The organism is Vibrio tasmaniensis (assembly GCF_024347635.1).
In the GTDB taxonomy this organism is placed as follows: Bacteria; Pseudomonadota; Gammaproteobacteria; order Enterobacterales; family Vibrionaceae; genus Vibrio; species Vibrio tasmaniensis.
Map to the genome: position 1 here is coordinate 579,021 of NZ_AP025511.1, position 12,825 is coordinate 591,845.

Here is a 12,825-nt window from a genome sequence, read left to right on the forward strand (position 1 = left end):
CCAAAAGTAGAATGATTGTTCTACATACATGGTAGAGCGATCATTCTACCCATGTCAATAAGATCTTTTTGTCGTCCTATAAACGAAAAATCCCGCAACCAAGTAGGAGCGGGATTTCAGTTATCAAAGCGACTTACTTAATGCTTAATGAGACTAGGGCTCAATCAACACCAACGAATCCAAAATCCCTTTTCCACTGTGGATTCCACCTTCGTTCTCGCTAGCAGGTTTACTGCGAATCAAGTATCCCGCATAACCATCAAGTTGAGTGACTGGCTTACCTTGGTAATAGGCGGTGAACAAACCGACTTCGCTGACTAAGTCTGTCACTAGCGTTTGTTGAGTGTCACGCACCGCAATGGTTGGCACATCACGTTCGTGTGGATACAACCGTTGCATCAATGCCCATGCGTCGTACTCTTGTGGCTTAAGTTGGCTCAATTGTTCGCTGATGTCGTCACTAAAGACACAATGGCCGCCGCCCTCGCCTTGGTTTTTCAGCACCCATTCTTGCTTATCAGCTTGCGTGTTAAACCATTCAATCGACTCGCTGGTGATTGGCTTCATATCGGCCAATACACTCTTCACCAGTTCGGCTTCTGCTAGCGTTAAACCCCAGCGTGCGTATTCAGATGCTGGCATCATGGTCAGCAGCATTTGCATGGTTTTACTGGTCGCTAATTGTTGACTGATGGTCGCGTTCATTGCGACATGGTGTTGTTCCATAAACACGCGCGTTTGGCTTAGTGTATGACAACAAACCGATTCGTTGAGTTCTGGTGCCCAGTAGTCTGAATACTGATAGCCCGCTCTTAGGTAGACCACATCAACCGCGCCGACATCTTGCAGTAACAAGCGTTGGTTATCACCAGAAGAAAGCTGACAGCTCAGTTGTTCAAAAGTACGGCGAACCGTACGTACACCCTGCTTTTGTAGCTCGACTTCAAGTAAATGTTGGTCATAAACGTTGTCTTCGTTCTTCTGTACCACCATCAAGAAAACCGGTTTGCCTTGCTCATTGAAGTCCGCTTTAACTTGCCTTGCAGCATTAGCGATCCCATAAGCTAGCTGGGTTAAACCTTGGTTCTCTGCAGGTGTTGCCGACTGATCTTCTAGCCAGCTCTGATAAGTCTCAGGCCATTGATTTTGCATGTAATCATGGAACTCTGTAGCCTTTTGTCCAAATGGTGCCATCCCTGCTGCAATGCCATTAAACTCAATCACTTTCGCACCGTGTTGGCGATCGTCCATGAAGTCAGTACGCATTAACAACAACGGTTGGCGAGCAGGATAAAGACGATGAGACAGATCGCTATGTGCTTGTTGATGTAGCTCCATCAAACGGCCAAAAAACGGATCAGCCTTGGCCATATCACTCAATGACGACTGCAAGAAATCATGATCTTCAGAAACATTGCTGATTAACTTAGTGATCAACGGTGTCACCTTCAACAAGTGTTCATACACCTCACGCTCCATGGTCATAGGAGCAATGCTGAAAGGACAATGCCTCGCGGTATTATCTGACTGGCGAAACGCGACACCGTGCATGATCGCCCACTCACACGCGTCTTCAATAATTTGTTGTGGTAACAGTGAAGTTGTCATATCTCATCTTCTAATAAAAAATAGCACCTAAAATAAGACGAAGCTTGATTCCAAAAGACGAAATAAACTCTGTTTTTTACTCATTCATTTGACTTTCAGAAGGCCAAATTGAAAAAAATTAACGTATCTGCTCGATAATCAACTCTCGTAGCCATTTGTGGCTCGGTTCTGAATCGAAGTATTTATGCCATAACAGGAACAAGCCTCCCGGAACTAAATCGACCGGAACCGGCTTCATCACCAACTCTCCGCTATCAATGTAATCGCGTACCGAGTTGTATGGATAACACATCAACAGATCACTCTGCTTACACAATTTAATGGCACTGGTGATGTCTGACACGTTAGCGGCTTTGTTGATTTCCAATTGCTTGGAATTTAGAACTTCCATTAGAAGCCAATCCCCCGCTCCGCCCGTCACCAACTGTATGTGTCGGTACTTCAAGAAGGTGTCGAGGTTCCACTCTTCTTGTAAGGCTGGATGGTCATTTCGCATCAAACATACAGAATAATCCAAGCACAGTTCCACGTAATCCAACTCGTCAGGGATACACTGCACATGGGTAGAAGCGCGCTCATCTAGCTCAAAGATACCGATGCCAAAATCCACTTCACGTTTGAGTAAGCGCTTGAAGCTGTCGCTGCTCCACGTTGAACTGTTGATGGTGATGTGCGGTGCATCAGCAAGCGCTGTCGGCATAAAGTGCGGATAGATCGCCGTGTAGGCGGTTTCGACAAGGTCTATAGTGAAAGTACGCTCACTGTCTTTAGGATCGAAAACTTCGGGAACAGTTAGTTTTTCGATCTGCAGCAAGATTTGGTGGATCTTAGGTGCTAATGCGAGTGCTTTAGGGGTTGGGAATAGCCCTTTGGATTCTCGCTCAAACAGCGGATCATCAAACAAAGCTCTGAGCTTGGTGAGCTGTTTACTTACCGCAGACTGGCTCAAAAAGAGTCGCTCTGCCGTTTTGCTCACGCTGCGCTCTTCAATCAGAACGTGTAAGCAAAGCAGCAAATTCATATCGCATTTAAGTAAGCTTTTAACATCTACCATGATATTCCCTAAATTCAGGTTAATGATGATTAATTGTCACTTTAAATCATATCATTGTCTTGGTAAATTTAGCGCATGTGAGTTAACACGCTCAAATAATAATAGAATTAAGGAATACTCATGGATTTTCTAGCACTACCAAAGATTGATTTACACTGCCACCTAGACGGAAGTGTTCGCCCAGATACGATTATTGACCTAGCAAAACAGTACAATATCGAACTACCTGAAGATCGCGACGCGGTTGTTCAATCTCTAACGGTGCCAGAAGATTGCAAAAACCTAGATGAGTACTTAGCTTGTTTCAGCCTGCCACTACAAGTAATGCAGACTGAAGAAGCAATTGAACGTATCTCTTTCGAGCTATACGAAGACGCTGCACTAGAAAACGTTAAGTACCTAGAAGTTCGCTTTGCGCCAATCCTGCACGTAAATAAAGGTCTGTCTCTTGATACGATCATTGCAAGTGCAGTAAAAGGCATGAAGCGCGCTGAAGATAAATACGACATCAAAGGCAACTACATCATGTCTGTGCTTCGTATGTTCCCTAAAGATTCTATCAAAGACGTAATCGACGCAGGCCAACCCTACCTAGGTAAAGGTGTTGTGGCGTTTGATATCGCAGGCGGCGAAAAGCCAGGCTTCTGTGCTGAGTTCCCTGAATACACGCAATACGCTCTTGAAAAAGGCTACCGCATTACCGTGCACGCTGGCGAGCAATGGCACGGTCAAAACGTTTACGATGCAGTGACAATGCTTGACGCTGAACGTATCGGCCACGGTGTTCATATCCAAGGTAACGAAGACGCGTACAACATCGTTAAAGAGAAACAGGTTGCGCTTGAAACTTGCCCAACAAGTAACGTGCAAACTAAATGTATTCACAAATTCAGCGACCACCCAATTGCTGAATTCAAGAAAGACGGCATCGTTGTTACGATCAACACAGACAACCGTACTGTGTCGAACACAACCATGACCAACGAAGTGAAGCGTGTGTGTGAAACGTTCGCTCTAACACAAGAAGACTACGCAGAGATCTACAAATACTCTGTAGAGAGCGCTTTTGCTTCAGACGAAGTGAAACAACACCTAATGGGTTTCGTTGAGCAAATCTAATTTGGCAAAGTGCGCCTTTTGCTGAATAGCAGAGCTCACTTAGCATTAGTGCTTAAAGCACAAAACAGGAAGAGAAAGGCTGAGGCTTTTCTCTTTTTTTATTTCTGTATATAAGTATGCTAATACCGATATTGATTCGGAAGATATAAACAATGAAAACAGAACTCGAAAAAATGCTGTCTGGCGAAGTTTTTGACGGTGCCGATCATGAGATTGACCAAATGCGCACTCATGCAAGTAAAGCTCTGTCAGATTTCAATCAATGTTCCGACGACACTCAACAACCGAGCCTTCAAGCAAATCTATTTGGCAAAATCGGCAGCAGTGTTGTGCGTCCTCCTTTCCATTGTGAGTTTGGAAAAACCATCGAGATTGGCGACGACACCTTCATTAATATGAACGTAGTAATGCTAGATGGTGCGAACATCAAGATCGGTAACAATGTTTTAATTGGACCAAATGCCCAATTCTATACGCCATCACACTCCCTTGATTACCGTAGCCGCCGTAAATGGGAAACCTTCTGTTTACCAATAACAATCGAAGATGATGTGTGGGTTGGCGGTAATTCAGTGATCAACCAAGGCGTGACTATTGGGGCTCGCTCAGTTATCGCAGCCAACTCAGTGGTCAACAGTGATGTACCACCAGATTGCCTATACGGCGGTACACCAGCCAAGTTGATTCGACATCTGAATACTGAACAATAAAGCTAAATAGAAGAATAAAACGTATCAGTAGAATGAAGCCACTTAGAACAACAAATGGAAAAGAGGCGATGTTCATATAAAACATCACCTCTTTTTTGATTAGTTAGACGTGTCTCTTCTATCGAATGGATTTCGTTCCATGGCCTTTTCATACTCACTTTTCGGGCCACTCAAGTACGTGGTTTTGACGAACTTTTCCCAATCAGAAAACAGCGATTCTATTGGCTGGTCGGTAAACTGTGATGGATCCCCATTGCTTTTAATGAGATCAACAAACGCCCGCTCTCCCCATGAACGTTCAATAAACTCACCGACCGTATAGCCAAGCTCATAAACAGCTGAGCTACTGTTTGGCTTATGGTATAAGTCCTGAACTAGCCCATCGAAACGGCGACTGATGGCAGTCCTGTTATTGACGTGAAACCAATAATCTTCAGATTTGTAGATAGCGATAGCTTCCCACAACCAACGCGGATTATTCGCAAAGTTCGGATTCACTTGCAGAGTCAGTAAATGTACGAACTCATGCAGTGCGGTTTTATGGATCTCACCACCAAAATAGAGCAGCCTAATTTCATTGCTTTTAGGGTCGATATAGCCTGTAGAAAACGCGTATCGCTTCCCAATGCTACGCTCCTGCTCATCTAAGTAAGCCTTTTGGCTTTGCCATACTCTCACCGTTATGACTGGTATTAAATCAAGGCCAAAGCTCTTCATCAAAGGAGCCTGTTTGAGCAATAGCTCGTTGTGAATACTTGGAATTATCGAAGGTGAGGTTCCATCGTAAAGGACATACTTAAACTGCCCTTTATCTGATTCATAGCAATTATGGCAGGGTTCTTCAACTTGCATCTGCAGTATTGCAGCCATAATAAGAACCAATCCAGATAAAGCGAGAACCAAAAAAGTGATCATTGATCTTACTGAGTATCTTTTCATCTTGTTGAACCCTTAGAAAAAAGAGTTAAATCGTTAACCCGAAATCATCAAATCCGTTAACGATTCAAATCAATGCCCAGTGCAAGCAATTCTCTTTCACACTGAGACACATCACTAAACTGGATACCGGCCATACCTACAGCCTTTGCCCCTTCAACGTTAGAGGGCATATCATCAATGAACACCGTATCTAAAGCATCAAGACCATGTTGTGATAGTAGAGCATGATAAATTTCAGGTTGAGGCTTGAGCATGCCCAACTCTGCCGATACCGTTGCACCATCAAACAGTGGCCAAAACTCGTAGGTGGCTTTTAGGTACTCAACAATCTCAACCACGTTATCGGTTAACGCATACACGGCATAACCTGCTCGTTTTACTTGCTTGATGAGGTCAATAGAACCGTACAGTAAGATCTGCGTTTGCTTTACGTAGTAGAACAGGCGCTCGCACTCTAATGAAGATAAGTCTAACTCTTGTTGGTAGCGAAGTTTGGCTTCATTTTCGGTTAAGAACCCTTTGTTCAAATCCAACCAAATCGTACTTTGGAAAATTGAACGCGCTTGGGTTTCCAGATCATCAAGTTCCCCGAAATTCAGGCGAGTAATTTCTAGCGGCGACCAACGTACAATCACATTGCCGACGTCAAACACCACATTTTTTATTTGATGAGAACTCATACCTTACTCCTGAATTATTCGCGTGAAATAACAACAACACCGACATTAAATGCCGCACCTAAAAGTTCATAACCTTGTTTTACAAAATGAGGACTGAAATCACAATATGTCATCGAGCAGGTACGAAAAAGGCCATCATAAAAATGGCCTTCACGCAGAATTTGTTGCAGCCTCAAACCCTACAGCTAAAACGTTCACTTAGCAGATGGGATAGGCTCACCGATCTTTATTTAAGCTGCATTCACGGATGATGTGACCTTTTGCTTTTGTTCAAAAAACTCTTCATGTAATGCACAAATGGCCTCTTGATACTTATCGTCACTCACAACAAATTGTACATTCACGTTTCTCATCGACGAATGTAACGCAATGGGCGTAACACTATTGCTCATCAAAGCCAATACACCATTCGCTAGCGTTTTATTGGTGTCAATTTGAGAGCCGATCGCCGAAATGATAGCGACCATACGTCCCGAAATAGATGCTTTCGGATATCGCTTCTCTGCCTTATAAAACACCTTATTTAAACTTTCTGAACTGCCGCCTAGATAATACGTAATAGAGTTAGCATTCATCTCTTTTCCGATAAGGTTAACTCTTGCATCCGCGATAATTTCCATTAGTTCATAACTGACGTTATCAGCCTTACCGACCATCCCCTGATCAAATACATGCAACGCATATACTTTCTGCTTTCCGGCAATAATCTCTATCTGATTGGTGTCAGGGCGGTAATCTGAAGAAATCAGTGTACCTTCATGCTCTGGCTCAAAAGTGTTTTTTATTTGTAGTTCGATTCCACTCTCGCGCAACCCTGCTGCGGCATTAGAATGAATAGCTTCCATACCAAGGTTTGCTAACTGATCGGCAACATCATAATTAGTCGCTCCAATTGGTTTAACTGAGCTAACCCCAACGACTTTTGGATCGGCCGAACTAAAGTGATACTCCTTATGAATAATAGCCAGTGATGCCTTAGTCATAGTCGCGATACGGCTAAACGTCATCTCACTGTAACCACGATCATAAGTATGCATCAAACCTTCTTTACAATAGGCATAACCCGTCACTATAGGTAGCTCTTCAGCCACATTTATGTCTAAAAAAGCGTCTCTAATGGTATCGTCCAAACTCTGAGGAGTCTTGTTATCCCAACCAGAAAGGTCAACAAAGGTTGAGTTAATGCCAATATTTTTCAATTTAAGAGCCGTATTGTACGCACTATGTGACTCGCCAATTGAAGAGAGAAACTCGCGGATCTGAGGCAAGTAATGCCTCAATGAAAACTGACCGTATTGACACGTTTCAAGGATATTTGTAATACAGTTCTTCGCTTCTGAAATACGCGACCGGATGAACTTATCAGCACGCGCACGATTCATAGGATCTGCAAAAATATGCTCATTGATCAATAACATACGGCTTTCAATGTAAGATAACGCTTCTTCCCAAGAATCATCACGCATTGCGATCAATTGATAAACACCTGGCTTGCCTGTTTTTTTGCACTCCAAAAGTGCATCTGTCATCCCGCTATAAGCAGACACAACAAAAATTCGATTGTACGGATTTTTCGGGCGGAGAATAATATTGTCGAGCACAGCATCAAATGCTGTCATGGATGTACCGCCGATTTTTTCTACGGTAAATGTCATAAAAGACCTTAGTTATAGAGAAGTAATAAAGACTAGATAAATGGAAATTGGGGTGAGATTTCACCCCAGAAAAAGTCGGTTAATCAACCAGAGGATAAACGCCGTTTTCATCGTGAACTTCAGCGCCAGTAATTGGCGGATTGAATACACACGCCATAACCATTTCTTTGTTTTTATACGCACGTAAATAGTGTTCATCGTGCTTATCAAGGATATAAAGCGTCCCAGGTTTGATGGGATAAGTCTCACCCCCAACCACTTCAATTTCGCCTTCACCACTCATGCAATATACTGATTCTAAATGGTTTTGGTAATGAATATGTGTTTCCGTCGCTTCATAAATTGTCGTGATATGAAATGAAAAACCCATGTTGTCATCTTTCAACAACATGCGAGTACTTTCCCAATTATCCGAAACAATACGTCTTTCGCTATTGCGACATTCATCAAGTGTTCTAACAATCATTTTACTGTCCCTATTACGATACTTTCTTGAAATACTTAGTTGCTACAATTTCTACTGAATCTTCGAAGATGGTTAAACCTTGCATCAGTTCCGATTCAGATATCGTCAGTGGGCAAAAGAACTTCACTATTTCATCGTTAGGGCCAGCTGTTTCAATGACCATACCGTTTTCAAAACACGTTTTGGCAATTTCGTCAGCCGTGTTTCCATCTTTACATTCAATGCCAATCATCATTCCACGTCCCTTGCGTTGAACGAATAGCTCTGGGAAACGCTTGATATTGCGTTGAATGACATCATCGACCATGCTTGAACTACGTTGAATATGATTTTCAAAATCATTATTTGACCAATACATTTCTATCGCTTTCGTAGCGGTAACGAACGCATGGTTATTACCACGGAAGGTACCGTTGTGTTCTCCCGGCTGCCATTTGTCTAATTCAGGCTTTAATAAAACGACGGCCATCGGTAAGCCATAACCACTTATCGACTTAGACAGCGTGACTATATCTGGCTTGATACCTGATGGTTCAAAGCTAAAGAACGTACCCGTTCGACCACAACCCGCTTGGATATCATCGACAATGAGTAAGATATCGTGGGCTTTACAAATTTTATTCAAGCGCTGTAGCCACTCATTTGAAGCGACATTCAATCCACCTTCACCTTGAACAGTTTCCAATAAGACGGCTGCTGGCTTATCCATACCGGCAGAATTATCAGCTAACATCGTTTCGAACAATTTTAATCCATCAATGCCAGCGTAACCCTCAAATGGCAAACGCGTAACGTTGTTCAGGTTTGAACCCGCGCCTTGTCTATGATGCTGGTTACCCGTAGCAGCCAGTGCACCTGCAGTACAACCATGAAAACCATTGGTAAACGCTACAATGCTACTTCGGCCTTTCACTTTTTTAGCCAATTTAATCGCGGCTTCAACGGCATTGGTTCCTGTTGGGCCAGTAAATTGAACTTTATAATTGAGATCTCGTGGTTCTAGAATTAAGCGAGTAAGTGCTTCTAAGAATTCAGCTTTGGCTTCTGAATGCATATCTAAGCCGTGCGTAATCCCATCCATTTCAATGTAATCAAGTAAGGCTTGCTTAAGTATTGGGTTGTTGTGACCGTAATTGAGAGATCCTGCTCCAGCAAGAAAATCGATGTAACGATCACCTTGTTTCGTTTCAAGCCAGCAACCTTTTGATTTACTAAAAGTAACTGGAAAACTATTCGAGTATGAACGTACGTTAGATTCCTGCTTTTTAAAAATATCCATGATAATGCCGTTATTTAATTCCTATAAGTGTTTGATTATTTAAGGAGGATTCGATAGAGGTATTCGGTATCGTGCTGCCCGTTAAAGTGAAGATTTTCATCTAAGAAAATAGTCACTTTCCCGGTGTTACCGTTTTTTTCGTCCAGCTTTTTGAACAATGCCCAAGACGCTTGGTTTGATTCAGTGATAGTCGTTTCTATCGCTTCAATGCTCTTTAGACCCTCTCGTTTAAGTAAGGTGTTCAGCATCTTGTAGGCTAAAGCATTGCCTCTAAACTTAGGCGCCACCGCCACTTGCCAAATAAAGAGAACATTGGGCTCACAGGGCTTTTGGTAACTAGAAATAAAGCCAGCAAGGTCACCTTTATGCTCCACTAAAATACAAGTTTTACTAAAGTGAGTAGACTGCAAAAAATTGCAATATGAAGAGTTAGTATCTAATGGAGGGCACTCTGAAATTAATTGATAAATGTTGTTGCCATCCGAAACTTCTGGCTCACGAAAATTCCATTTTTCAATCATCTTTTCTACAACCTCTGGATACAGAACCCAAGGCGCTGACGTAATCATACCGAGACATTTCCTTTGAACTCTAATTAAATTCCTTTTAATTATGAGCATTTTCCATACACAAAGATCAACACCTTAACTCTTAAAATCAAATTTTAGCGACTCAGATCACACTTTAAGACCTGTTGCATGTATTTAATAATACTTTGAGTTCTAATGTATTTATTAGGACGGTATAAAACTGAGTGTCTTGAAGGAAATAGACGAAAGAAAATCGTTAGTGCAATTCGTAAAATACGGCGTTCAAGTGCCTATTCGGGAAATACCCGGAATCAAAAAACTATCGAATCCAATGTGGAAGGAAATGAACCGTCACACTCTCACAAGAGTCGGTTGAGGCTCTATTATTGAAACGCAGATACCTAAAACAAAAAAAAACCTAGCGTGTGATAGCTAGGTTTCTCAAATAAAATCAATTGCCTGGTAATCAAAAGAAACGAGTTTGAATCAATTGAGTTCAACGCGAATTACTTTAAAGGATCATTATCAGGCAGTGCCTTGTGTATCCATAACGCTAGGCGCTTTTTAATGTTCGCGCCATCAAGCTTACTTTCAGGTAAAGGCGTGATCTGATTAACTCCAACAAGAAACAAGTACACAGCCTTAACTTTTATAGGTTGAGATGAGTGTGGCAAATCAAAGCCTTGTAACTTTGCCATTTTAGAACCGACTTCCAGAGCTTTCTTGAGCAATTTATCTTCATTAATGATCTTCGCGGTTTTCGACATATCATCTCCATCATCTTAATCGAATGAACACTGAGTATATCAAACCGAAAAACTCACAAGATTACTTCGCTCTCAGTTTGAGGAGCCGCTTTGATAAATAACATAAAATTAATCATCATTTATACCAGTCACAGTAAGTAAGTGATCAATCATAGCGTAGGGAAAAAGCTTGAGAACAAGGCAGCTCTTTTCGACAAGACGTTTCGATAAGTAGTTATTCTACAATCAAAAATTTTAACGCCGTTATTGAGCGTTTTAGCAAGCTAGGGTGACCAGTTATTTACTACGATTGGTAGATTTGCATTAGGTATCAATGTTAATTCCAATAACATTGACGAGGCAAATAACAATAAGCAATGGATCTCTTATTAATAATCACTTCCTGAAGAGTAAAAATGCCACCACAGCCAAATAGACAACAGCTGTCACATAATGCGCTGTTATTTAACTAGTTTTATATTAATTTTGCTTTAATCACATTTACCGTACCCAACAATTAAAAATAATTTACAAAGTTCTCATTAGTAAAATAAAATAGAATAGAATAAAAATTCTAATATTATACTGGTGTTAAAAATGCGTTATCGTTGGGCCTCATACTGTCATAAAAATCCCATCATCGGACGAATCGTTCATATCTTTGTTATTTTGGTAGCGGTTGCTTCTATCGCTATTCCATTGTTATCAAAAGACGCAACAACGATCTTAGTTTCATTGTGTGTTGCGCTAGTGTGTTTTGTGCTGTTTGTTTTCTTTGCACTTGCCGACAAAATGCGTTCAGGGATGCACTAAACTCGAATAATCTTAACTCGCCGTCTATTTTCAAACATCGTTAATAAACTGCCAGTTTCCAGATACGGTAAAGCCCAAAGTTATTAACTTTGGGCTTTTCTTCTAACTGCTGTAGTTGATTACGACCGAGTGATACGACAACCGAGTCTTGCAGCGTGATATGCAGAATTGGAAAACCAATCAATCAATCAATCAATCAATCAATCAATCAGGCATAACAACAATCCCCATGCTTTCAAGCAGCTGCTCTTGTTGCCAAGCGACAATCTTAATCCCTGTCGTATCTACCTTGCGAGGATCTAACCCTTCTAATTCCGCATGACACAAGTTAGCCCCCTGCATACTGAATTGCCCCCATACATCTTCGGAGAACACGCCTCGGCTGAGATCCGACTCTTTCAGTGACGCACCACCAAGGTAAGTCCCTATCCAGCGGTTTTCAAACAACTCACACTTTTCCAAGCAGGCCTGCTCCAAGTTGGCGTATGACAGGTTACAGCCCGTAATATATGCAGAGCAAAAGTACATCCTATTACTTACTTGATTGGCAAAATTAGCACGAGTAAAATTCGCTCCTTTTAAGTCGCATTCACGCAGCTCAATCCCATAGCAATTCGCATTACTAAAGTTCGCCATCGCCAACTGGCAATTCTGGAAACTTGCGTCTCGTAAATCGGCAATATCAAAGTGGCATCCCTCAATATCGCCTTGTTCAATAAACTTACAGTTAATAAACGTTGCATCACGTAAGTTCGAACGTCTGAAATCACAACGGATAAACGTACAGGCCGTAAAGGTAAGTTCTGATAGATCTTGCTGAGCAAAACTGTGCTGATGATAAGTGCTGTTATTGGTGTCCATTTAGCCCCCTAAAGAAATTAAGCTAAGACTACCATTGTGATCTTAAGAAAACATCAAATTAAAAACCAACAAAAACAGCAACTTAAAACACCCCAATTTGGCCATTTTAAGGCACCAAACGAGCCGTTTAAGGTTGTTATTCTCGTTTTATGGCATGCACTTATCTTGAAAGAAGTTTTGTCGCTTAGAAGTGGGGGGAGGTTAGACACAACGAGAAGCTCATCATATGTCAGCACAAACTTGATACAATAGCCTATATAGATACCTTCGCTTGATACTTAGTCTTTCGAAAACCTTAGCTTATATCGATAGGCTACAACTAAAAGATGATTTTTATTAGTAAAGTCAGAAAAATTGGGAGGCCA

At 41.7% G+C, this 12,825-nt stretch carries 13 protein-coding genes; 3 read left to right on the plus strand and 10 right to left on the minus strand.

What is annotated here, in order from left to right; genetic code table 11:
• Window positions 1–153: 153 nt before the first annotated feature.
• Window positions 154–1,608, minus strand: coding sequence for a glutathione synthase (locus OCV44_RS16905; protein WP_139683691.1), 1,455 nt, complete (start codon window positions 1,606–1,608; stop codon window positions 154–156).
• 118 nt (window positions 1,609–1,726) lie between these two features.
• Window positions 1,727–2,662, minus strand: coding sequence for a LysR substrate-binding domain-containing protein (locus tag OCV44_RS16910; RefSeq protein ID WP_139683690.1), 936 nt, complete (start codon window positions 2,660–2,662; stop codon window positions 1,727–1,729).
• Between the two features lie 120 nt (window positions 2,663–2,782).
• Between OCV44_RS16910 and add the strand changes: the two genes are divergently transcribed.
• Together add and OCV44_RS16920 are read left to right on the plus strand one after the other, a co-directional pair.
• Window positions 2,783–3,781, plus strand: a complete 999-nt coding sequence (add, locus tag OCV44_RS16915; protein ID WP_139683689.1) for an adenosine deaminase — start codon at window positions 2,783–2,785, stop codon at window positions 3,779–3,781.
• Window positions 3,782–3,933: 152 nt separating this feature from the next.
• On the plus strand, window positions 3,934–4,491 hold the full coding sequence (locus tag OCV44_RS16920) for a sugar O-acetyltransferase (RefSeq protein ID WP_139683688.1): 558 nt from the start codon (window positions 3,934–3,936) through the stop codon (window positions 4,489–4,491).
• A 99-nt stretch (window positions 4,492–4,590) separates the two neighbouring features.
• Here OCV44_RS16920 and OCV44_RS16925 read toward each other — a convergent pair whose 3' ends face one another.
• The 7 genes from OCV44_RS16925 to OCV44_RS16955 all read right to left on the minus strand — a co-directional run bounded on the left by OCV44_RS16925 (window position 4,591) and on the right by OCV44_RS16955 (window position 10,807).
• Window positions 4,591–5,430, minus strand: coding sequence for a hypothetical protein (locus OCV44_RS16925; RefSeq protein WP_139683687.1), 840 nt, complete (start codon window positions 5,428–5,430; stop codon window positions 4,591–4,593).
• Between the two features lie 56 nt (window positions 5,431–5,486).
• Complete coding sequence (locus tag OCV44_RS16930; protein ID WP_139683686.1) at window positions 5,487–6,110, minus strand: HAD family hydrolase; 624 nt, start codon at window positions 6,108–6,110, stop codon at window positions 5,487–5,489.
• 230 nt (window positions 6,111–6,340) lie between these two features.
• A complete protein-coding gene (locus OCV44_RS16935) occupies window positions 6,341–7,765 on the minus strand; it encodes an aspartate kinase (protein WP_139683685.1) in 1,425 nt (474 codons plus the stop codon).
• A 79-nt stretch (window positions 7,766–7,844) separates the two neighbouring features.
• Window positions 7,845–8,231, minus strand: coding sequence for an ectoine synthase (locus tag OCV44_RS16940; protein ID WP_009845969.1), 387 nt, complete (start codon window positions 8,229–8,231; stop codon window positions 7,845–7,847).
• A gap of 13 nt (window positions 8,232–8,244) precedes the next feature.
• Complete coding sequence (gene ectB, locus OCV44_RS16945) at window positions 8,245–9,510, minus strand: diaminobutyrate--2-oxoglutarate transaminase (RefSeq protein ID WP_102248727.1); 1,266 nt, start codon at window positions 9,508–9,510, stop codon at window positions 8,245–8,247.
• 35 nt (window positions 9,511–9,545) lie between these two features.
• Entirely contained in the window at window positions 9,546–10,079 is a 534-nt protein-coding gene (gene ectA, locus OCV44_RS16950) for a diaminobutyrate acetyltransferase (RefSeq protein WP_139683684.1), read from the minus strand.
• Between the two features lie 467 nt (window positions 10,080–10,546).
• Entirely contained in the window at window positions 10,547–10,807 is a 261-nt protein-coding gene (locus tag OCV44_RS16955) for a DUF5062 family protein (RefSeq protein WP_009845972.1), read from the minus strand.
• 576 nt (window positions 10,808–11,383) lie between these two features.
• Between OCV44_RS16955 and OCV44_RS16960 the strand changes: the two genes are divergently transcribed.
• Window positions 11,384–11,599: a hypothetical protein gene (locus OCV44_RS16960; RefSeq protein WP_139683683.1), complete on the plus strand. Its 216-nt coding sequence runs from the start codon at window positions 11,384–11,386 to the stop codon at window positions 11,597–11,599.
• Between the two features lie 204 nt (window positions 11,600–11,803).
• Here OCV44_RS16960 and OCV44_RS16965 read toward each other — a convergent pair whose 3' ends face one another.
• The gene (locus OCV44_RS16965; RefSeq protein ID WP_139683682.1) at window positions 11,804–12,460 is read right to left on the minus strand and encodes a Qnr family pentapeptide repeat protein; all 657 of its coding nucleotides are present in this window, start codon (window positions 12,458–12,460) and stop codon (window positions 11,804–11,806) included.
• Between the last annotated feature and the right edge of the window lie 365 nt (window positions 12,461–12,825).

Bases quoted from the DNA above. Each gene is read 5' to 3' on its own strand.
- add (WP_139683689.1), top strand. From the start codon at position 2,783: ATGGATTTTCTAGCACTACCAAAGATTGATTTACACTGCCACCTAGAC.
- OCV44_RS16935 (WP_139683685.1), bottom strand. From the start codon at position 7,765: ATGACATTTACCGTAGAAAAAATCGGCGGTACATCCATGACAGCATTT.
- OCV44_RS16910 (WP_139683690.1), bottom strand. From the start codon at position 2,662: ATGGTAGATGTTAAAAGCTTACTTAAATGCGATATGAATTTGCTGCTT.
- OCV44_RS16930 (WP_139683686.1), bottom strand. From the start codon at position 6,110: ATGAGTTCTCATCAAATAAAAAATGTGGTGTTTGACGTCGGCAATGTG.
- ectA (WP_139683684.1), bottom strand. From the start codon at position 10,079: ATGATTACGTCAGCGCCTTGGGTTCTGTATCCAGAGGTTGTAGAAAAG.
- ectB (WP_102248727.1), bottom strand. From the start codon at position 9,510: ATGGATATTTTTAAAAAGCAGGAATCTAACGTACGTTCATACTCGAAT.
- OCV44_RS16905 (WP_139683691.1), bottom strand. From the start codon at position 1,608: ATGACAACTTCACTGTTACCACAACAAATTATTGAAGACGCGTGTGAG.
- OCV44_RS16955 (WP_009845972.1), bottom strand. From the start codon at position 10,807: ATGTCGAAAACCGCGAAGATCATTAATGAAGATAAATTGCTCAAGAAA.
- OCV44_RS16940 (WP_009845969.1), bottom strand. From the start codon at position 8,231: ATGATTGTTAGAACACTTGATGAATGTCGCAATAGCGAAAGACGTATT.
- OCV44_RS16965 (WP_139683682.1), bottom strand. From the start codon at position 12,460: ATGGACACCAATAACAGCACTTATCATCAGCACAGTTTTGCTCAGCAA.
- OCV44_RS16960 (WP_139683683.1), top strand. From the start codon at position 11,384: ATGCGTTATCGTTGGGCCTCATACTGTCATAAAAATCCCATCATCGGA.
- OCV44_RS16925 (WP_139683687.1), bottom strand. From the start codon at position 5,430: ATGAAAAGATACTCAGTAAGATCAATGATCACTTTTTTGGTTCTCGCT.
- OCV44_RS16920 (WP_139683688.1), top strand. From the start codon at position 3,934: ATGAAAACAGAACTCGAAAAAATGCTGTCTGGCGAAGTTTTTGACGGT.